This window comes from Acinetobacter sp. YH12023, assembly GCF_013420135.1.
Taxonomy (GTDB): domain Bacteria; phylum Pseudomonadota; class Gammaproteobacteria; order Pseudomonadales; family Moraxellaceae; genus Acinetobacter; species Acinetobacter amyesii.
The window spans coordinates 1-21,604 of sequence record NZ_VOYU01000015.1 but is presented as its reverse complement, the minus strand read 5'-3'; the positions used below and the strand labels follow the sequence as shown (position 1 = coordinate 21,604).

Here is a 21,604-nt window from a genome sequence, read left to right as displayed (position 1 = left end):
ATTGCCAGTCCAAAAGATAAGCGTTTTTTGGTTGCCAATTTGATTAGCAGTGAAGACAGTTCAAAGCGTCAATTTCCAATGGTGCTCGCTCATCTGCTAGAAATCGATGATCCTTTCGATAATATTTTGTATGCACCATATCGTTATAAACAAACCTTAATTGACTTATATCAGCGTAACCGAGTGATGCGTTCTATTCGCGATCCCGATATTTTGCTCGATAAATTAGGCAAACTGAATAACGAAATCCAAGTGTTCGGAACAGAAGAAACCTCTTCTTTTTATGAGCACCATACGTTGCATTCATTTGCACGTTTATTGAATTTTACGCCTTATCAGTTGGCGCAAAGCATGATTGGTCTCGGTTTGCTGCTACAACCGATTATTCATCAGGGCACGTCTCGGTTGAATAAAGTGTTGATCTTACCGATCAATAATATTAGTTACTGCTATGAAATCGCGGCTTTTTGGGTCAATTTAATTAGTCGTTTTGTCGAAAACCAAGATGCTGAGTTACTCATTGGCATCCTACACAGTGATTCACCTGTTTTACTATTTGGTTTTCAAGGTGCTGATATTACTGCACTCAATGATGTTTTTACCCAAAATATGCAAAGTGATCATTGGGTTTCCCTGATCGATGCCAGTTGGATTGATCCTTATCTTGAACAAAATGCAGGCTTAGCCGTATTGGAACAGTCTTTGAGTGAGCGTCAGATCAGCCTTATTCATGGCATTAAACTTTTTAGACAGACTTTTATAGAAGAATAATGATGCAAAGAATCTTACCAATGTTGCCCAAATTTCTTGCGAGTGTGTGCATTTTAGGTTGTTCGACTTTGCTTTGGGCAGAGCCTATTGTGATTGAAGGCGCTGTACCGAATGAAGCAACCAAGCAAGAAATATTAAATAAAGCCTATTTGACCTATGGTCAGGCAAATGTGGTTGATAAAATTCAGGTTCGAGCGGTTACTGCACCCAATGGTTGGGGCAATAGCGTAAGCCAAATGATTAATGATGACTTAAAAAAAGTAAAACAGGGAAAACTCTCTGTTCGCGGAACGCAAGTCGATTTAAGTGGCAAGATGTCGAATCAAAACGATATCCAACCCACGACCACCAAGTTTCAGTCTTTGGTCACAGCACCTTTTCGTTTCAATGCACAGCTTTCTGTCAATCAGGCTGAACAGGCAATTATTAATGCGGCTTTACGTAATCGTATTATTGAATTTGAATCTGGAAGCGCGATTTTAGCACCATCTGGGGTACAGATCTTAGATGAAATGGTTATCGCACTGAACCGCGTCGGTGGGAAAAAAGTACGAATTATTGGTCACACAGACAGCTCGGGGAATCCTGAGAAAAACTTAAGTTTAAGCCAAGATCGTGCTAATGCAGTTAAAAACTACCTGATTTCAAAAAATATTGCAGCGGCGAACTTAAGTACTGAAGGGATGGGATCAAATAAGCCTGTAGCAGACAATGCTACGCCTGAAGGTCGTAAGAAAAACCGTCGTATTGAGTTTGAAGTACTGTAACTATGTTAACTTAACTACAACGGCTAATACTATGAATGAACCCAGTGTATCTAGACTGGGTTTTTTTATGCTAATTGACTCAGTCAATTATTTGATAACTGAAAACGACATTTTTTAAAGCAGCAGTGTTATAACTAAATAAGACTATATTTTGAATAGGGCTAAAGCTTTAATTTTTGCATTTTATACCACTAAAGCATTCATATTTTGAGCAATAAAACAGTGGATTCTAAAATCAATTAAGGTTAAAACATAAGAATCAGTTTTGGATATGCGTTTCATATCTACTGCTTTCAACCTTGCCGATGAAGAATAATCACTTTTGACATGGTGCAAAGTTTTAAAAAATCTGCAGGACAGTGCGGAAAAACAACAACTCAATATGGATGAATGTGGGAGCAAAGAATGCTTGGTAATATGATGTTTAAACCGCTTTTGATTAGTAGCATGATTGAACATGCAGGTCGCTATCATGCGGATAGTTTAGTAATTTCAAAAAATACAGACACGACGATTACGAAAACCACTTGGGGTGATGTCCATAAAAATTCAAAACGATTTGCTAATGTTCTTGCTTCACTCGGTTTAAATTTAGGAGATCGTGTTGCGACCATCGCTTGGAATAACCATCGTCACTTAGAGTCTTGGTACGCTATTTCAGGTAGTGGTTATGTATGTCACACCATTAATCCGCGTTTATTTCCAGAACAATTAATTTTTATCATCAATGATGCCGCAGACCGCGTCATGTTATTTGATAAAACCTTTTTGCCTTTAATCAAAGCAGTAAAACCATTATTAAAATCTGTTGAACATTTTATTTGTTTAGATGGACCAGATGCAGCGATTGTTGAAGCGGTGCCCGATGTGAAGTTTTATGATGAACTTATCGCGGGGCAATCTGCAGACTATACATGGCCAGAATTAGATGAATTATCGGCTAGTTCGTTATGTTATACCTCGGGTACCACAGGCAATCCGAAAGGCGTGTTGTATAGTCATCGTTCAACAGTCTTACACAGTTATGCGATTTGTATGCCGGATTCATTAAATATCTCAGCGCGAGATATTATGATGCCTGTTGTGCCGATGTTCCATGTCAACGCATGGGGTACGCCATATGCTGCGGCAATGGTGGGATGTACTTTAGTGCTGCCAGGCCCAGGTTTAGATGGAGCAAGCCTGACGCAAATGATTGATGACTATAAAGTATCCGTTGCATTGGGTGTTCCAACGATTTGGCAGGGATTAATCAATGCTGCGCAGCAAGCGGGCAGTCAGCTCCAAAGTTTAGTGCGTAATGTGGTGGGTGGATCTGCTTGCCCACCTGCGATGTTAAAAGTGTTTAAAGAACAATTTAACTGTGAAACGATTCATGCTTGGGGAATGACCGAAACCAGTCCATTAGGTTCTTCAAACCAGTTTAAAGCCAAACATTTGTTATTATCTGAAGAAGAACAATTACAAGTACGATTATCACAAGGTCGTCCACCATTTGGGGTCGATTTACGTATTACCGATGAAGAAAACGGTACACACGAAGTTGCACGTGATGGCGAAACGACGGGTAATTTACAGATCCAAGGGCATTGGATTATTGGCAATTACTTTGGCAAAACAGAGTCTGCATTAACCTCAGATGGTTGGTTTGATACCGGGGATATTGCAACCCTGAATGAGGATGGTTTCTTAAAAATTAGTGACCGTTCAAAAGATTTGATCAAATCGGGCGGTGAATGGATTTCTTCTGTTGAGTTAGAAAATTTAGCTATGGGACATCCTAAAATTGCAATGGCGGCAGTGATTGCAGCGACCCATCCGAAATGGGATGAGCGTCCTGTTTTGATTGCAATTAAAAAGCCAGATGTCGATTTATCTGATACAGAAATTTTGGATTATTATGCAGATAAAGTTGCTAAATGGCAGGTGCCAGATAAAGTGATTTTTGTGGATGCTATTCCTTTGAGCGGAACAGGTAAAATGCTGAAAAAAGATCTACGTGAGCAATTTGGTGCTGTATTACTAGATAGCTAACTTAATATAAGTCACTAACTAAATATTAGTAAAGAGTAAAACGCAAAGGTAACATGCCTTTGCGTTTTTTTATAAAAACTTAAATTTTGATAAATACCATATGCTTAATATGAGGTTTTTAAATAAATTTTTTTCAACGAATCCATAACCAAGTTCAATGAATAATCTAGCCGTGTTGGGTCGCATTCAATTCAATAAAAGCGTAAATTGATGAGGCATCCACCGTTAAACCACCTTTCTTATGTTTCCAGTTTGGATCTTATTCACTTTAATGGCTGCTTTTATGCAGTCATGGCGCAATGCATTTCAAAAACAACTCAGTACTACTGTTGATGTGTATGGTGTCACCCTTGCTCGGTTTATTTTTGGACTCCCATTTGCCTGCATTTATTTATTTGTGCTGTACCAACAACAGCCTGTGACTCAGGTGACCACATTTACACCTATGTTTTGGATCTATGTGGTGATTGCAGGACTAAGTCAAATTTTAGCGACGATTTTAATGGTCTTGCTTTTTAAGCAAAAGAATTATGCCATCGGTGTCGGTTTAGCGAAAAGTGAAGCCATATTTGCGGCCATTGTTGGGGTGATTTTCTTAAGTGAACATTTAACTTTATTTGGTTGGATTGGTGTTTTGGTTGGTGGCATAGCCGTTTTTCTTTTAAGCAAAGGTTCTCAACGACAAAAGTTATCTTTGCCAACGTTATGCATCGGTGTAGGGAGTGGATTAAGTTTTGCTATTACCTCTTTATTGGTTCGTGAAGCCAGTTTAGAGCTAAGTGATTTACCGACTTTGCATCGTGCGGCGTGGGTATTGTTGAGTGTAATTGGCTTTCAATGTGTGATTATGCTGCTCTACCTCAGTCTATTTAGCCGCAAAACGCTCATTGCCATGTGGGATAGAGTCGGTCTAACATTTCGCGTTAGTGTCTGTAGCTTTCTAGCATCCTTGGGCTGGTTTACTGCTATGAGTATGCAAACGGTTGCGATTGTCAAAACCCTAGGTCAAATCGAAATCTTATTTAGCCTCTTAATCTCTGCATATTTCTTTAAGGAAAAACTCGTAAGAACCGATCATTGGGGATTAGCCCTTGTGGTGATTGCGGCCATTATGGTGATTTGGGCTTAATGTGTGCGTTAAACAGTCATGAAGGCAAATAAAGGCCGAATTTAAGTCAGTTTTTCGAATATATTTTTAATTAAAATATGGGAAAAATTAATGTTTACTAAGATATTTATCATGGAATTGTTTATGATTTAAAAGATGATTAAACTTTGAACATGATTGAAAATGCTCAAATTGTTCAATCTATATATTTATTTTTCTAATTTTAGCGTTAAATTTATTTTAATTATTTTTATTTATATTGCCAAAATAAACAATGTATTGATGGGAGGGCTTAAATTTGGAAATACTCATACAAACATTATCCTTCCCAGCATTGTTAACGATTTTAGCTTCGGCTTTAGGCTGTGGATTGCTCATCGGTTTGGAGCGTCAACGTAACAACAATTTGGACAGTGAACAGAGCTTTGCCGGTTTACGCTCATTTACCATTTGTGCGCTGTTTGGAGCATTGTGTTTTTTAATCCATTTAGCTGTTGGTGTACTCGGTGCAATTGTCGTCAGCATGTTTAGCTATTATGGATTAAGCCAACAAAAACAAGATATTGGCACAACTACTGAACTTGCTTTTGTTATGACTTATTTAATCGGCGCCGCTTGTGTTTTTAATATTCCACTGGCTGCGTGTTTGGCTGTGGTGTTGACCCTCATATTAGTTGGAAAAAAAGGCTTACATCATTTTGCAGCACATTGGATCAAAGACTATGAGTTAAGAGATGGTGTATTTTTACTGGCATTGATCCTAATTGCCTTACCTTTAACTCCAAATCAAGCCTATTGGGGTTCAGTATTAAATCCCTATGTGATTTTAAAATTACTGATATTGATCTTGGTGGTGCAGTCATTAGCGCACATCGCCAAGCGGCTTCTATCTTCTGATAAAGCCATTATTTTATCGGCCTTGGCATCAGGTTTTGTGTCGAGCACAGCAACAATCGCAAGCTTAGGCATGGAAGTACGAGCAGGAAAAGCCAGTGCCAAAAGTAATGCAGGGGCAGGACTTTTTTCATGTGTTGCGACATTGGTTCAACTTTTGATCATTGTCCTTGGGGTGAGTTTTGCCTGGTTTAAAATATTAGTTATACCAAGTATCGTCGGAATATTGATATTGGTCCTTGCTGCGCTATATCTGATTTATGGCTCATCTAAAGTTCACCTTAATAATGACTCCAAACCGGAAATGCTTCGTGTAGAGGCAAATGAACCAGTGCCGTTAGAAAATACCGATAGTCGAATGTTTAGCTTAAAACAGGCGGCAATCATTGCCATCACGCTTACTTTGATCCAAGCACTTGTTTATGGATTAAATCTCGCTTTAGGTGATAAAGGTTTAATTTTAGGGACATTATTTGCATCACTCTTTGAAGTCCATGCAGCTATGGCAACCGTTGTGATGCAAGGTAATATCGATAATTTGACACTGGTTTATGCTGTGGTGATTGGATTATCAGCCCATGCAATTTCAAAATGTGTGAATGCATTTCTCACAGGTGGCTGGAAATATTTTCTATATTTTGCACCAATACAGTTACTTCATATGCTGTGCCTAATCGCGGTTTTGTTATTCAGTTTAAGATAAATGAGCCAAGTGACTGCTTCATATTATTCATGGCGCAATTGCATTAATTTGGCTTTTATTTGTGGCCAGCTGGTTGAAATCCAACATACAAGCGAACCTAACGTCACCAAAATGGCACCATGCCAAAAACTTAAACTCAGTGGCGTCTGTAAAATAAACATTGAAATAACCGAAGAAAAAATCGGACAAAAATACGATAAAGTCACCAATATCGTAATATTGCCTCTAATAATACCTACATTCCAAGCCGCATAGCCCAATGCAGTCACGATGGACACGATTAACATATACATACCGGTATGTAAGTCTACGGTAGGCATTCGCGGAATACCGTGAAATATCAACATTTTTAGCCATAGCATAATCGTGATCACGACGAAAAAGAATGAAATAGGGTTATGTCCAAGACTGTATTTACGTGTAATCACACAGTAGAGTGACCATAAACTCGCGCCCATAAAAGCAAGAAAATAGCTTAATGGATTGGACTGAATGTTGGTAAAGACTGTAGACCAGTTAAAACTTCCGTTAACAGTTTGGATTAAAATAATGCCGCCCAAACTAATGGCTAAACCAATGATTACGAAAAAGTTAAATTTTAATTCTTTAAATAATATTAACGCGGCAATTGTCAGACTCGGCCATAAATAATTGACTAAACTGATTTCAATCGCTTGTTGAGCAGTTTGAGCCAAAGCAATGGCATACGAAAAACACAACTCATAAATCACAAATAGAATAGTGGCGTATATCAAAAATTGGCGGGGAACCAGTTTAAGGTTTGGAATTTTAAATAAGAGCAATAGAATAATTGCACTCAATGTATACATAAAGAGCACTGCAAGATCAGGGCCAATACTGAAACTAATTTTCTTAAGTAAACCAACAATAGAAGACCATTGTAAGATTGCACTGAATCCAATCAGCGTTGCAAGATTTTTGGACATGATTGCTCGAAGATTTCGCAAATGGCGAATGAATTTTTAATTTTTATTATAGTCTTTATTCAGTCGTTTAGTATAAGCGTGAAATTATCAAACTCTATTTAATTAAAAAGATTTAGAGCTCGTCGTACGTCAAGAGCAGCATGGCGATGAACTAGGTTTAGGTTCTGGCTTATTAACACACGATTTAAAACTTGGACAATGTATTCATGCCTATATTCGTGCGAATCCAAATTTTCACTTAGCAGAGGGCGTTAAGTCGGCAATTATGATTGGCAATGGCTCAGGAATGGCGGGTTTGCTTTCACATCTTAAGCAACGTGTCGCAAAAGAGCACTATCAAAACTGGTTAATTTATGGTGAGCATCAACAAGATTTCGAGGCAATTTTTGCTGATGAACTGCATGAATTACAAAACCAAGGTAAAATTTCAGAAATCGATCGGGTATTTTCTCGTGATGGATTTGCTGAAAAGTATGTGCAAGATGTCCTAGTTGTAAAAAAATCTGAATTGTTTGATTGGCTAGAGCAAGGGGCTTGTCTCTATATCTGCGGCAGTTTGAATATGGCCAAAGCGGTAGATGCCACTTTGCAAGAGATACTGGGCATTGAACAACTGCATACACTGCGTAAAGCAGGTCGTTACCGCCGTGATGTGTATTAAATAATTGATGTCTACTGAAGAAGTAAATAATGATGCAGTTCGTAATGAGATGGATCGATAGTTTAAAAAGGAACAATAATGGATAAATTTGTAATTAGAGTTTATCACGATTATAAAAGGCTAATTATAGCTATTTTTTTTATTATTGAGTTTTTGATTTTTTTAATAAAGTATTACTTTTTTGGGATAGGTTTCTGGAGTTTTATTGGTGCAGTAGTTTTTTTTATTATCTTTGTTGATCTAATTTATAATGGGAGTTATTTGTTGATCGGGAAGATAAAAAAAGAAAGTGAAGTTTATGAATATTATATTAGGTTTATCTATATTTTTGTAATTTATTTATTTTCAATATATTGCATTGTTGAGTGAAGAGTAAAATTTAAAAATTATGAGTAAATATTTTTTTTAATATTTTGTAGAGTTTTGCTCGTTTATGGCTCTATTGCATAAAGATTCTTAAGACAGACCACCATAAGTCACTAAAACTTATGTAACTTACTTGGATGTGAGGTGGGCCTAATCAAAATCTTTTGTCTTCTCCAAAGCGTGGATTAATCAATTGCTAGCCAATCTTATTGTTTGAATCTTTTATTTGGAACTGAGTGAAAAATGACTTATGAATATAAATTAATTTTCAGAGTTAAGTGTGTTGATTTTACAAAGATATTTGATCATGATGCTTTAAATTTATGTATATTTAAGTATAGTTATACCATTAAAAAATCAATGAGAATGCATATTTTTTTAAATTCCTTACTTACGATGTATTGTTCAATTTCAATATTTATGGTCATTTTTATATATTTTTTATCTAATTGGCAAATATGGGAAAAACATTTTACATCCATCGGCTTAATATCATTTTTAATACTGGCAATTTGTTTTTACTTTAAATATAACGAAAAATTGAATGATGGTAATATTTTATTCAAGCAGTTGCCAATGAAAGTACAACTACCAATAAGAACTTCAACTATATTATTTTTAAACCTAAATTTGGGTTTTATCTTATTTATATTGGCAGTGCTTACGATAGTAATTATAGCTAATATATGGTTTTTTACACTTTGTATTTTTATTATTTGGAATGCAATAATTTGTCATCCTCATATTTGGTTTGTAGATTCAATTGATTTAAAACAAGATATAAAGAATAAAACAATTGAATTTGAGAGTCTAAGACAGGATAAAGGTGATTTTGAATATTTTAATGATGGTTTCACATATACTATAATTGGGCCTGAAATAAGCACAAAAACTATATTATGGAAAGATATTCAAAGTATAGATGTCGTACGCCAAAATATTGGAACCATTGATGAGATTCAACTCTATATATTGTGTTCAAATACAATCATTTATATTACCGAAAATACACAGGGTTATTACTATTTCATTGATCAACTGCATCAGAATTTTCCAGAAATAGATGAAATTTGGCAAATTTCAATCATTGCAGATGATTCAGGGCAACCATTCAATATTTTAAAAAAAGGCAATGGTCATTGATATGAAAAGTTATTTAGCCGTCTACGATATTGGCGTATAATTTGCTTGCTTCTACCTAATTTTTTACTGTTTGATATAACAAATTAGGAAGTTGAAGTGACTACAGGCTACTTACGCGGGCAAGACTTAATTGACCAGATCCAACAACAGGATTATTCCAGAGACCTAATTGGATATCATGGCGATGTACCTCAAGTCGTATGGCCTAATCAGGCACGTATCGCAGTGCAGTTTGTGTTGAACTATGAAGAGGGTGGAGAAAACCATATCGAACATGGGGATGCAGGATCAGAACAATTCTTATCCGATATTATTGGAGCGGCCAGTTTTCCTGCCAAACACATGTCGATGGACTCGATGTATGAATATGGCTCCAGAGCCGGTTTTTGGCGGATTCATGAAGAATTTAAAAAACGTGATTTACCCATGACGATCTTTGGCGTTGGTATGGCTCTAGCGCGCAATCCTTATATCGTCGATGCGATCAAACAAGCCAACTATGATGTCGTTTCACATGGTCAACGCTGGTTACATTATCAGGATATGCCGATAGAGCTAGAACGTCAGCACATGGATCAAGCGATTAGTGTGCTTGAAGCTTTATTTGGAAGGACGCCTATTGGCTGGTACACAGGGCGTGACAGTCCCAACACACGTCAGCTATTGGCTGAATTTCCGCAAATTAAATATGACTGCGATCACTATGGTGATGACCTGCCTTTTTGGAGTCATTTGACGAATGAAAGTGGTCAAACCCGTCCACATTTAATTATTCCTTATACACTCGAAAGCAATGATATGAAGTTTTGTTCACCGGGTGGTTTCAACAGTGGTGAACAATTTTATCAATACCTTAAAGACGCTTTTGATGTGCTATATGCAGAAGGTGAAAGCGCGCCAAAAATGTTATCGATTGGGATGCATTGTCGTATTTTAGGGCGACCAGGCCGTTTTAAAGCACTACAACGATTCTTAGATTATGTGCAATCACATGAAAAAGTCTGGATCTGTCGCCGTGGTGATATCGCGGAACATTGGTATACACATCATGCAGTCTAATAAAAAAATATTTGGATAAAGAGGAGCTTAGCTCCTCTTTTTTAGGCCTGAACTTAGGTAACTGACATCATAGACCTAGGTTGGCATTGATATTGCAGAACTAAATTTGAACAATCATTCAATAATTTTAGGCGATTTTATAGTGCAACTTGTTGAATTTAATCAAGCATCCGAAGCAGATGTAAAAACTTTTTTAAAGCACTGTGTGCAAATTGAAGGCTGGGCAGAACACATTGTGGCGCAGCGCCCTTATACCTCTGTCACGCAAATCACAGAGCAAGCACTAAAAGCTGCAAATGCTTGGACTTGGGATGAAATCAAAAATGCTCTAGATAACCATCCACGGATTGGTGAAAAAAAGGCACAGGCTGAATTAAGTAGTGTGGAACAACAATTTTCTAATCGAGAACAGTCTGAAATTTCAGCAGATGAAGAAACTCAATTTGCATTGCTCAAAGGCAATATCGCGTATGAGAAAAAGTACGGATATCTCTTTTTAATCAAAGCCTCTGGCCTCAGTAGTGAAGATGTACTACAGGCACTGCAATATCGATTATTGAATGATCCTGAAACTGAAAAACGAATTGTTCATCATCAATTGGCTGAAATTGCCTTATTAAGATTAAAACAGGAGCTTAGCACATGATTAGCTCACATATTTTAGATACCAATCTAGGCAAACCCGCAGCGAATGTCAGAATTCAATTATTTAATGCGGAAGGTAAGTTGTTGGGTTCTGCCCAAACCAATGCTGATGGTCGCGTTAATGATTTTGCGTTGAAGAACTTTATAGCAGGGGCTTATAGCCTTGAATTTGCGACAGCTGAATATTTTCAAACTTTAAATACAGAAACCTTTTTTCCAAAAGCTGTGATTCATTTTTATGTAAAAGATGCCTCGCAGCATTTTCATATTCCTTTACTCATTAGCCCATTTGCATATTCAACGTATCGTGGCAGCTAAGAGCAAAGTTAAAAAATAGGGGATATAAAAATGACAGAACAAGATAAAACAGTTTCACCAGAACATGAATATTTAGGCGCAGGGAAAAGCCTTGCCTATGGACTACAGCATGTATTAACCATGTATGGCGGTATTATCGCTCCGCCATTGATTATTGGTACAGCCGCGGGACTTGAACCTGCGCAGATCGGTTTATTGATTGCGGCGGCGCTTTTTGTCGGTGGCTTGGCGACCATCCTACAAACCGTAGGTGTGAAATATATCGGTGCAAAATTACCCTTAGTTCAAGGTGTTTCATTTGCAGGTGTGGCGACGATGATTGCCATAATAACCGCAGGCGGTGGGCTTTCTGCTGTTTATGGTGCGGTGATTGTTGCATCATTGATTGGCTTTTTTCTAGCTCCATATTTTTCAAAAATTATTCGTTTTTTCCCACCGATTGTGACTGGCTGTGTGATCACTGTGATTGGTCTTTCATTGCTGCCTGTCGCGGTACGCTGGATGATGGGGGGCAATAATAAAGCACCAGACTGGGGAAGTGCTGAGAACATCAGTTTGGCATTTTTAACTTTGGGTATTGTGATTGCGTTGAATTTAACCCGTAATGCAACCATTCGACGTTTATCTATTTTGTTAGCCATCGTCTTCGGTACAGTGCTCGCTTATGCCTTTGGCTTTGGCGATTTTTCTAAAGTTGCAAATGGTAACTGGATTCAATTTCCAAGCTTCTTTGCTTTCGGTATGCCAACTTTTGAGTTAAGTGCCATTATTGCCATGCTGATTGTGACTTTAGTGATTATGACTGAAACGACGGCAGACATTATTGCTGTCGGTGAAATTGTTGGTACTAAAGTAGATGCTGAGCGTATTACCAATGGCTTACGTGCAGATATGCTATCTAGTGCAGCAGCACCAATCTTCGGTTCATTCATGCAAAGTGCTTTTGCTCAAAATGTCGGTTTAGTAGCGATTACAGGCGTGAAAAGTCGCTTTGTTGTCGCAGCGGGTGGAATGATTTTAGTCGTATTAGGCGTTCTGCCAATTATGGGGCGACTGATTGCAGCGATTCCTGTCCCTGTCTTAGGCGGTGCTGGTTTAGTTTTGTTTGGAACGGTCGCGGCTAGTGGTATTCGTACCTTGGCGAAAATTGACTATAACGAGCAAAAGAACCTCATCATTGTTGCGACTGCGATTGCAGCAGGGATGATTCCAATTATCGATCATTCGTTCTATGCAAACTTCCCGAAATGGGTGCAAACACTCTTTCATTCAGGCATTAGTTCGACTTGTTTGATGGCGATTATTTTAAATATTGTGTTCAATCATCTGAATTTATTTAAAAATAAAGAAGTGACTATGAGCAAAGATCAGGTTAAAAAACCAAGCATGGCGATAGATGTGCAACATTAATCATGGCAGGTTTTAAGTCTTAAACCTCATGATGATTCATAAAATAAAAACTTTATAGTTTAAAAAAGCCCTCGAAGTAGAGGGCTTTTTTATTGCGATATTTTTTAATTAAACTATATCAATAGGTTAAATAAAGAATGTATTAACAGATGGTTAAGTGATTTTTAGTCTGTTGAACTCTAAGTATTTAAGCTAAAAATACATTAATTTGAAATGTGAATAGGCGTTGGGAACTGAAACACATCACAATTATGCCCAGCGCCAATACGATCGATGACGGCAAAGCTACTCGGTGCTTCGAGTGTTAGGAGAGGATGATGCCATGTTCCTGCACGATAATTGACTCCTTGGCTACCATCAGTAATGAAAGCATATAGCTGTGTAAGATCGGGACTGTAATCATCTAACGCAGGTGCAACAACCACTAAAAAAGCCTGTGCTTGCATTGGAATAAAAGCTTGCGAGCCGTTGGGATGCCGCTCTAACATCGAAATCGTAAAAGGCAACTCAGTCGTTTTGATATTTCTGAAGATGCTAATTCCAGCAACCGCATCACCTGAAATTTCTGCTTCCACGAGCGCATGATATCGCTCTGTATGTGCGTCATTGATGTGGAAAAAATCATGTCCAGTTGTACAAATAACCTCACCAAAAGGCGCAAAGCCTTCAATACTTAGAGCTTGTAATTTTATGCTGTGTGTCATGTTTAGATATCTTATAGGGCATTTAATTAAAAAAATTGAAACAATACAAATAGGAAGCCCGAAGGCTTCCTATTTGATTAACACTGCAATTAAAGATGTATTTTTCCCCATAACCGTATGCGACTAATGCCCCCGTCAGGAATCATATTGATGCGGATATGCGATATTTTTTCATGCTTTAAAATCTCACTGACAAAGCTATGAATATGATCCATCTGCATGTCTTGTGCATCGAGTAAAAACGGCCAGAACATACTTTGCGGAATCAGTTGAGGGTCAGTGGTATCTTCTACATAAATCGCTTGTATGGAAACCTGCGCAGGGAAGTTGCCTTTAAAATGGGCAGTATCAATATCAATTTTCTCTATTGCACCAGATTGGCCCAAAGCCAAAATGCACCAGTCAAAACCTGGTGCACGGCGACGTTTAGTTTCCCAACCATCTCCCATATTGATGCCGCGACCAGGGTTAATTAAGTTTCGTGGATGTCCAAAGTGAGCATCACTATAAGCAATAACACGTCCACCATTTTCTAGTGCAACGAGGTCTAATGTGCTCGTACTGTCTTGAATTTGAACCTGAACTTCACCATAGACTTTAAATCGTGCAATACCGCCGTCTGGATATATATTTAAACGCACATGGGTAAAAACCTGATCAGTTGAGACCTTCAATATATGGTGTTGGCTCGGGCCCAATACGGTATTGCCTAAGATATTGACCCATGCTGCCTGTGCTAGTTCACCACTCGGTGCAAAGCAGGCTTCAACTGATGCGGAAGCTGGATAATTCCCTGTAAAGAATGTTGTATCAATATCTAAGGCTTGAATTCGACCAGCGACACCGAGTTGGATAATTGCCCAATCATAACCTGCATGGCGTTTACGACGGGTTTCCCAACCATCCATCCATTTGCCATGATCATCAAATTTATCTTCGACAAAGATAGGTGCATTAAATTGCAGCATGCGTTTTGCTTCTGCAAAAAAATCATCTGAACATTCAAGTATTTTTGCACCAATACGGTCATCTGCTAAATTTGTAAGTGTCTGTAATTGTGCAGGAATATCAAAACTTGGTGCGAGTAAAGTCGCCATATATAAAATCCATTCACTATTTTCATTTAAAACATATGCATTTTGTTTTTAGTGTTAAAAATTTAACATTTGATAAAAACTAGCATTTACACGTGTTTAGAAGCACAGCCTGTGCCAACTTTAGAATTTTTTATTGTTTGTTTGAAAAAATGGCATGCTTTTCGCTTTTTAGGAGAAAGATATTTAAAAAAACACAGGGGAGTTATAGATGGACATTACAATTATTGGTGCAGGTATGGCGGGCCTAACGACTGGGATCGCTTTGAAAAAATTTGGACACCAAGTAACCATCTATGAACAGGCAGAACAAATTTTACCTGTTGGAGCCGCCATTTCTTTATGGTCTAACGGTGTCAAATGTTTGAACTATTTGGGGCTAACCGAACAAGTCGAAAAGCTCGGTGGCAAGATGGATCATTTAGCCTATATCGATGGCTTAACGGGCGATGTTATGACGCAGTTTAGTCTGTTTCCTTTAATCGAAGAAGTTGGACAGCGACCTTATCCCGTTTCACGTGCTGACTTACAAAATATGCTTATGGATGAATTTGGTCGTGAGAATATTCATCTAGGCAAAAAAATGGTGAGCTTCTCAGAACAAGATGATCAAGTGATCACACATTTTGCTGACGGAAGTGAGGTTCTGGCTGATTTATTGGTTGGCGCCGATGGCACACATTCATTGACACGGGCGTATGTATTGGGGGAACAAGTTGAGCGCCGCTATGCAGGTTATGTCAATTGGAACGGTTTAGTCGATATTTCAGAAGAATTTGCTGCGGCAGATCAATGGACGACATTTGTAGGTGAAGGTAAACGCGTTTCGCTGATGCCCGTTGCCGACAACCGATTCTATTTCTTCTTTGATGTACCTTTGGCAGTAGGCTTAGAAAATGACCGCACACAATATAAGGCCTTATTTAAAGAATACTTTAAGGGCTGGTGTGAACCGGTGCAAAAGCTAATTGATGCTGTAGATGCCCAAAAAACCAATCGGGTAGAAATTCATGATATTGAACCTTTTGCAGATTTCTACAAAGGTCGCGTGGTGATTGTGGGTGATGCAGCACACAGTACAACGCCGGATATTGGACAAGGCGGCTGCCAAGCAATGGAAGATGCAATTTATTTAGCTCGTTCTTTGCAAATCAATACTTTGGGCTTACAAGATTCATTGCATCGTTATCAAAATAAACGTAATGAGCGTGCCAATGAATTGGTTCTGCGAGCGCGTAAGCGCTGTGATGTGACCCATATGAAAGATGAAAGTGTGACGCGTGAATGGTATGCAGAACTGCGTAAGGAACAAGGCAATCATATTATGAAAGGTATTATTAGTAATATTGTAGGTAATCCATTGGATTAAAAAAATAAACTAATAAAACTTTAGCTTTCAGCAACCAGTACGGTTTATTTGTACTGGCTTTTTTTATGAAAGTTTTGCGACCCCAAAACTTAAATAATGGTTTAGGGGTTCAAAGATTTTAAATTGATCTTAATTTCTTCCATTTTTTCCACCAAAAGATTAATCATGATCTGAGAAATTCGAGAGGTTTGGCGCTTCGATGCGACACATAAAGCGATGGTCAAACTGTGTAAACCTTTTTCGCGGATCGGTTTAAAAATAATCTTATTATTCTCCAGTAGTGGTAAAGCATCCATATATGACATCAAACTGATGCCTAATTGCTGTTGAACCAATGACAATATCATTCTAATGTCATTACATTCGATCTTTTGAATCGGACTAAACTTATGATGTTTATATAAAGTCTGTACATATTCACTAATAATGAGTGGATCACTCGGCAAAATATGCCGTTCATTTAACGTATCTGAAAGATAAATTTTATCCATCCCACCCAAGGTATGATGCGGCGACATCACAAAGCCCAACGGAATTTCTATAAAGGATAAAATCTCTAATTGGCTATGGCTTTTGGGATTTAAAATAATGCCAAAATCTAATTCTGCATCGACGATTTTTCTGGAAATATCTTCACTGCTATTCATGCTGATGTTGAGGTTGATCCACGGATAAGTTTCAGCCATCTTTTGAATGCAGTCGACGACAAAACTGTCATTTAAAGCCGCAATAAAGCCCATTTCAATGTTTCCACGGTTTAAACCTTGGATTTCATCAAATCGAATACGCGTCAGCTGATATTCTTTTTGCCATTTTAATAAATCGGCATACAGTAATTCACCCGCAAGCGTCAGTTTTAAGCCCTGAGGGAGTCGTTCAAATAGGGCAACCCCCAGTTCATCCTCTGCCAAAACGATTTGTCGATGTACTGCCGAGACTGAAATAAAAAGTTGTTCAGCAGCTTTGCGTAGACTCCCAGTCCGTGCAACCGCCATAAAATATTCAGAAAATCTAGAAAAGGTAATCGACATACAGGCTTCAATCTCTATCGCGTCATCAGCGAATCATAATTTTATGTATTTTAAGCGATATTCATGCCAGCTTTATCAAATCAAGCAGTAATTAACGCTTAATGTTCTAAAAAACAGAACAATCTATGCAAATCATTCTAATAGACAGAAATGTGTTTAGAATTTAATTTCTACTTAGAAAATAAGGATTTAGCAAAATTTCAATGACGCTAAATGCTGAAGAAATATTGAAAATGTCGAGATGAACTATGAATGCCATTCCAGTACTCAATTTATTTATCCAACCTCAGTGCAGTACATTTGATGCTAACGACTGGAATATTTTGGCGCAGCATTGGTATCCCGTTGCACGTGTAGAAGATGTTTCGATTGAACCGCAACAAGTGCAATTACTCGATGTAAAAATGGCGTTATATCAAACTGAAAGTGGAAAAATTCATTTGGTTCGTGATATCTGTCCACATCGAGGGGTGCCATTAACTAAAGGCTGGGTCAAGGGTGAAGACATTATTTGTCCATATCATGGTTTACATTATAACGGCGCAGGAAAGTGTGTAAAAATTCCTGCACAGCCTGAGCTGACACAAATTTCAGAGCGTTTTTCATTAACTAAATTTCCAGTTGTATTGAAATATGGATTGGTGTGGACCAGTTTATTTAACCGAGACGAATCTACGGCCAATTTTCCAGATTTAGACACGTGGGATACCGAGCAGCACCAATCTATATTGCCACCTTATGTAAATATTGGAGGTTCAAGTGGACGTCAGCTCGAAGGCTTTATTGATGTAGCACATTTCGCATGGGTGCATCATGAAAGCTTTGCAGACCGTGAAAACCAAAAAGTGCAAAAATATTCGACAGTGCGTACAGACTATGGACTACATACAGAATATCTCAGTGATGTGAGTAATTATCCGCATGGCTTACAACATTTAGCGCCAGAAGATTTTTTATGGAAAAGAACATTTGATGTCTATCCGCCATTTTCAGCAATTTTAACCATTGATTTTCCTGAAAATGGGGTGTTGAAAATCTTAAATGCCTGTTGCCCTGTATCGCATAATAAAACCCGTTTATTTGTGCCTTTAACTCGTAATTTTGATACCACAGGAGATTTACAAGCGGTCTATGATTTTAATGCACAAATTTTTGCTGAAGATCAGGACATGGTGGAAAGTCAAAAACCTGAGGAATTGCCACTGGATATCAGTATGGAGGCGCATTTCGAAGCAGATCGCTCATCCACAACCTATCGTCGCATATTAGCCGAATGGGGGCTAAGCAAACGTTATACCGTTTAAATTTTATATTCGAATAATTTTATATTTGAAGTATTCATGCAAAAAAGCGACTCAATCGAGTCGCTTTTTGAATTTGTAGGCTAAGGATTAGTTTACACGTATCCATGTTTGGCTGCGTCCAAGCGCAGATACACCAATATAGCCACGACCATTTAAGGTCTTACCGTCATTCGACATTTTGGCATTGAAGCTATAGGTTTTACCATTTTTCGGGTCAGTAATTTTACCGCCATCATAGGTATTTTTACCGGTATTTTTCAAACCATTCACGATTTGTACACCGAGTAATGGTTTATTGTGGAATTTACCAACACATTTTTGGCAGTTTTCTGCTTCACCCGGGGTGAGTACATCAACGATTTTTGCAGATAAAACGCCATTTGAGGTTTCGTTAAATTGAACTACAGATAAAGGTTTTTTTGTTTGGTCATCGATGGTTTTCCATTTAGTACCATGCAATGGATCAGCAGCCAATGCTAAGCTAGACACCAGTGATAAACCGATTAGGCTAAGAGTTGTTTTTATCATTTTAGAACCTCTATTGAACATAGTAAGAGATGTGCATCCCTGATCTTCCAAAGGGTGGATACACAAGACTTGGAAAATTACAAAGCATCAGCCTTGCTTTCTTCAAGGACTATATTCACAAAAAAATAAGTATATATTGTGGATTTTATATACTGATTTTGAATATCTAGAATCTGGATCGTGTAGAAAAATAGAATAAATGTTGAGCTTTGTTTATAACATTTGGGGTTTGTATCACTTTTATAAATATCAAACGCAATTTGATTTAAAAAATTGGAGCTACAATCCGCAAAAAAGCAGGAGCTAAAAGGCTCATTTAAGCTTTCATTTTTTTCTCTATTCATGGTGAATTACATTCATTTGATTTGAAGAAATACCGCTTAAGAGCTATGTATAGTATTCATATTTTAGAATTAAATAAAATCATTTCATTCATAGATTAGAACTCGTTAAGCTTGTGCTATGAATAATACGAAAATGCGGCTTGATCACTGAACTGGATTAAGTCTGTATAGGAATAACGATGAAAAATTTTAACAACAAAGTCGCAGCCATTACTGGAGCAGGTTCAGGTATTGGGCAGCAGTTAGCTATTCAACTTGCTCAAGCAGGTGCGAATCTAGCATTAAGTGATCGGAACCTCGACGGCCTTGCACAAACGTCTGAAATGATTAAGCACACCGGTATGAAAATAACTCAGACCCAGTTAGATGTGTCTGATCGTGCCGCTGTCGAGCAATGGGCGGCTGCAACCCAAGCTGAATTTGGTCAGGTCAATTTGATCTTTAATAATGCGGGTGTCGCGCTAGCCAGTACAGTAGAAGGTATGCATTATGATGAAATTGAGTGGATTATGAATATCAATTTCTGGGGCGTGGTGTATGGGACAAAAGCATTTTTACCGTACTTAAGACAAAGTGGCGATGGACATATTGTGAATATTTCCAGCTTATTTGGTTTGACAGCTCAACCGACTCAAAGTGCCTATAATGCAACTAAGTTTGCAGTCCGTGGTTTTACAGAATCTTTACGTCAAGAATTAGATTTGGAAAATGTCGGAGTGAGCGCTACCTGCGTGCATCCGGGTGGAATTCGAACCAATATTGCAAATAGCGCACGTATGAGTGACAGTATTCGCGCGTTGGGTATGAATCCAGATAGAGCCACGAAAGCCTTTAATAAAGTGCTGAAAACACCGCCTGAAGTTGCAGCAAAAGTGATTTTAGATGCAGTGAAACAGAATAAACGTCGTGTTTTAATCGGCAATGACGCCAAAATCATTGATTTAATTCAGCGGATTGCACCTACACGATATGCCCAAGCCATAGATCTGCTCAGTGGTAAGAAAAAACGTAAATAATTCAAAGATCAATAACAAGGGATGATGCAACATGATCCCTTTTTTTTGATTCTGTATTGTCAAAATATTTATTTGAAAATGTATTTCTAATATGAATTTAGCAGTATTAAAGAAGATGCACTTTTGAAATCACAAAAATTTAGCATAAGTTCAATTGATTAAAAATTTTGAACTATTTAGAAGTAAAATATGAGAAAAAATGATATTTAAATAAAAAATGAACACTTCACCACAAAATATAAGACTATTTTAGCTTGCTAACAGAATTGTATTAAAAACGTCCTAAGGATTGGACTACACAGGTGACTTAAATGGAATTAAGACATTTAAAATATTTTGTCATGGTTGCACAAGAACTTAATTTTAGCCAAGCGGCCTTAAAATTTTATACGGCTCAGCCTTCTCTTAGCCAACAAATCAAAGATCTCGAAGAGTTTATTGGCGTACAGTTATTTATTCGCTCTAAACGTAAAGTTGAACTGACCGATGAAGGAATTGTGTTTTTAGAACATGCCAAAAACATTTTAGAAAGTGCCGATAAAGCAGTTGCAATGACGCGCCAAGTCAAAAAAGCCAAAGACCAAAAGATCACCATTGGCTTTGTACCAGTTGCAGAAATGAAAATTTTTCCTTTTATTATTCCGAAACTCACAGAGATATTTCCTGACTTAAAAGTTGAACTTTTGAGCTTAAATGACACGCAAATCGTCAGTGATTTACATAATGGGCGTATTGATATCGCCATATCAAGGGCAGATGTTAATAACCATGAAATTTCGAGCCAGTTGATATTTGAAGAGCCTTTGATTTTCTTGATGAATAATCAGCATCCATTTGCAAATCAAAATAAAATATCAGTCAAATCTTTAGAAGAAATAGATTTTATTATTCCGGCTGAGGAAGTGTCGTCAGTTTTGCATCATAAGATTTTAAAATTTGCAGAAGACAAAAAGATCAACTTAAAAATCATCCAGCGCGCCAGTAATATTTTATTCAACATTAATTCAATCAATATCACACAGTCGTGTACGATTTTACCGAGTTATATTGCAGATATTGCTTATGAAAATATTATTGTCAAAAAGTTAGATACGGACCTTCCAACAATCAACTTATATATGAGTAAGCGCAGTACAAATACATCACCTAGTGTGCAAGCATTTATAAATTTAATTAACGATTTTTTTCATTTGAAGTTTGATTGAAGTTTATCATTTAGTTAAGTGATTCTATTCAATAAATAATCTTCTCAGGGGGGTAAAGAGGTGGTCCCACTTGTTTGAACAACTAAAAGCGTATTTATAAGTGATATTCCGCTCTAGTTAAGCCACCTTGTTTTGTTGGGGTAGCTGATCATAGTAAAACTCATTTGGTGTCATTTTGTCTAG

20 protein-coding genes are annotated in these 21,604 nt (G+C 37.6%); 15 read left to right on the top strand and 5 right to left on the bottom strand.

Annotated features, from left to right (window positions below; all coding sequences use genetic code 11):
- The 5 genes from FTT92_RS14845 to FTT92_RS14825 form a co-directional block, all read left to right on the top strand.
- A partial coding sequence (locus tag FTT92_RS14845) for a type VI secretion system-associated protein TagF (protein ID WP_180172488.1) occupies positions 1–771 on the top strand: 771 nt, incomplete at its 5' end.
- Positions 772–791: 20 nt separating this feature from the next.
- Complete coding sequence (locus FTT92_RS14840) at positions 792–1,538, top strand: OmpA family protein (protein ID WP_257231751.1); 747 nt, start codon at positions 792–794, stop codon at positions 1,536–1,538.
- 405 nt (positions 1,539–1,943) lie between these two features.
- Positions 1,944–3,572, top strand: coding sequence for a long-chain-fatty-acid--CoA ligase (locus tag FTT92_RS14835; RefSeq protein ID WP_180172486.1), 1,629 nt, complete (start codon positions 1,944–1,946; stop codon positions 3,570–3,572).
- Positions 3,573–3,813: 241 nt separating this feature from the next.
- The gene (locus FTT92_RS14830) at positions 3,814–4,701 is read left to right on the top strand and encodes a DMT family transporter (RefSeq protein ID WP_180172485.1); all 888 of its coding nucleotides are present in this window, start codon (positions 3,814–3,816) and stop codon (positions 4,699–4,701) included.
- A gap of 277 nt (positions 4,702–4,978) precedes the next feature.
- Entirely contained in the window at positions 4,979–6,277 is a 1,299-nt protein-coding gene (locus FTT92_RS14825; protein ID WP_180172484.1) for an MgtC/SapB family protein, read from the top strand.
- Between the two features lie 23 nt (positions 6,278–6,300).
- Here FTT92_RS14825 and yddG read toward each other — a convergent pair whose 3' ends face one another.
- Positions 6,301–7,224, bottom strand: coding sequence for an aromatic amino acid DMT transporter YddG (gene yddG / locus FTT92_RS14820; RefSeq protein ID WP_180172483.1), 924 nt, complete (start codon positions 7,222–7,224; stop codon positions 6,301–6,303).
- Positions 7,225–7,489: 265 nt separating this feature from the next.
- Between yddG and FTT92_RS14815 the strand changes: the two genes are divergently transcribed.
- The 6 genes from FTT92_RS14815 to FTT92_RS14790 all read left to right on the top strand — a co-directional run bounded on the left by FTT92_RS14815 (position 7,490) and on the right by FTT92_RS14790 (position 12,826).
- Entirely contained in the window at positions 7,490–7,885 is a 396-nt protein-coding gene (locus FTT92_RS14815; RefSeq protein ID WP_180172482.1) for a hypothetical protein, read from the top strand.
- A gap of 609 nt (positions 7,886–8,494) precedes the next feature.
- A complete protein-coding gene (locus FTT92_RS14810) occupies positions 8,495–9,394 on the top strand; it encodes a hypothetical protein (protein ID WP_180172481.1) in 900 nt (299 codons plus the stop codon).
- Positions 9,395–9,490: 96 nt separating this feature from the next.
- Positions 9,491–10,453: an allantoinase PuuE gene (gene puuE / locus FTT92_RS14805; protein WP_180172480.1), complete on the top strand. Its 963-nt coding sequence runs from the start codon at positions 9,491–9,493 to the stop codon at positions 10,451–10,453.
- A gap of 142 nt (positions 10,454–10,595) precedes the next feature.
- Complete coding sequence (uraD, locus tag FTT92_RS14800) at positions 10,596–11,099, top strand: 2-oxo-4-hydroxy-4-carboxy-5-ureidoimidazoline decarboxylase (RefSeq protein WP_180172479.1); 504 nt, start codon at positions 10,596–10,598, stop codon at positions 11,097–11,099.
- Positions 11,096–11,416 carry a hydroxyisourate hydrolase gene (gene uraH, locus FTT92_RS14795; protein ID WP_180172478.1) on the top strand — a complete coding sequence of 107 codons (321 nt, stop codon included), beginning with the start codon at positions 11,096–11,098 and terminating at the stop codon, positions 11,414–11,416. The genes uraD and uraH overlap by 4 nt, the downstream gene beginning before the upstream one ends.
- 30 nt (positions 11,417–11,446) lie before the next feature.
- Positions 11,447–12,826 carry a nucleobase:cation symporter-2 family protein gene (locus FTT92_RS14790; RefSeq protein WP_180172477.1) on the top strand — a complete coding sequence of 460 codons (1,380 nt, stop codon included), beginning with the start codon at positions 11,447–11,449 and terminating at the stop codon, positions 12,824–12,826.
- Between the two features lie 203 nt (positions 12,827–13,029).
- Here FTT92_RS14790 and FTT92_RS14785 read toward each other — a convergent pair whose 3' ends face one another.
- Positions 13,030–13,530 carry an ureidoglycolate lyase gene (locus FTT92_RS14785; RefSeq protein WP_180172476.1) on the bottom strand — a complete coding sequence of 167 codons (501 nt, stop codon included), beginning with the start codon at positions 13,528–13,530 and terminating at the stop codon, positions 13,030–13,032.
- An 89-nt stretch (positions 13,531–13,619) separates the two neighbouring features.
- Positions 13,620–14,627 carry an allantoicase gene (alc, locus tag FTT92_RS14780; protein WP_180172475.1) on the bottom strand — a complete coding sequence of 336 codons (1,008 nt, stop codon included), beginning with the start codon at positions 14,625–14,627 and terminating at the stop codon, positions 13,620–13,622.
- Positions 14,628–14,835: 208 nt separating this feature from the next.
- On the opposite strand from alc, the gene hpxO reads away from it, so the two are divergent.
- The gene (hpxO, locus tag FTT92_RS14775) at positions 14,836–15,993 is read left to right on the top strand and encodes an FAD-dependent urate hydroxylase HpxO (protein ID WP_180172474.1); all 1,158 of its coding nucleotides are present in this window, start codon (positions 14,836–14,838) and stop codon (positions 15,991–15,993) included.
- 101 nt (positions 15,994–16,094) lie between these two features.
- On the opposite strand, the gene FTT92_RS14770 is transcribed toward hpxO, so the two are convergent.
- The gene (locus tag FTT92_RS14770; RefSeq protein WP_180172473.1) at positions 16,095–17,024 is read right to left on the bottom strand and encodes a LysR family transcriptional regulator; all 930 of its coding nucleotides are present in this window, start codon (positions 17,022–17,024) and stop codon (positions 16,095–16,097) included.
- A gap of 248 nt (positions 17,025–17,272) precedes the next feature.
- Between FTT92_RS14770 and FTT92_RS14765 the strand changes: the two genes are divergently transcribed.
- Entirely contained in the window at positions 17,273–18,328 is a 1,056-nt protein-coding gene (locus FTT92_RS14765; protein WP_180172472.1) for an aromatic ring-hydroxylating dioxygenase subunit alpha, read from the top strand.
- 87 nt (positions 18,329–18,415) lie between these two features.
- On the opposite strand, the gene FTT92_RS14760 is transcribed toward FTT92_RS14765, so the two are convergent.
- The gene (locus FTT92_RS14760) at positions 18,416–18,856 is read right to left on the bottom strand and encodes a DUF2147 domain-containing protein (RefSeq protein ID WP_078190743.1); all 441 of its coding nucleotides are present in this window, start codon (positions 18,854–18,856) and stop codon (positions 18,416–18,418) included.
- A gap of 523 nt (positions 18,857–19,379) precedes the next feature.
- Here FTT92_RS14760 and FTT92_RS14755 point away from each other — a divergent pair.
- The gene (locus FTT92_RS14755) at positions 19,380–20,216 is read left to right on the top strand and encodes an SDR family oxidoreductase (RefSeq protein ID WP_180115649.1); all 837 of its coding nucleotides are present in this window, start codon (positions 19,380–19,382) and stop codon (positions 20,214–20,216) included.
- Positions 20,217–20,527: 311 nt separating this feature from the next.
- Positions 20,528–21,421, top strand: a complete 894-nt coding sequence (hcaR, locus tag FTT92_RS14750) for a DNA-binding transcriptional regulator HcaR (RefSeq protein ID WP_180172471.1) — start codon at positions 20,528–20,530, stop codon at positions 21,419–21,421.
- Positions 21,422–21,604 lie beyond the last annotated feature (183 nt).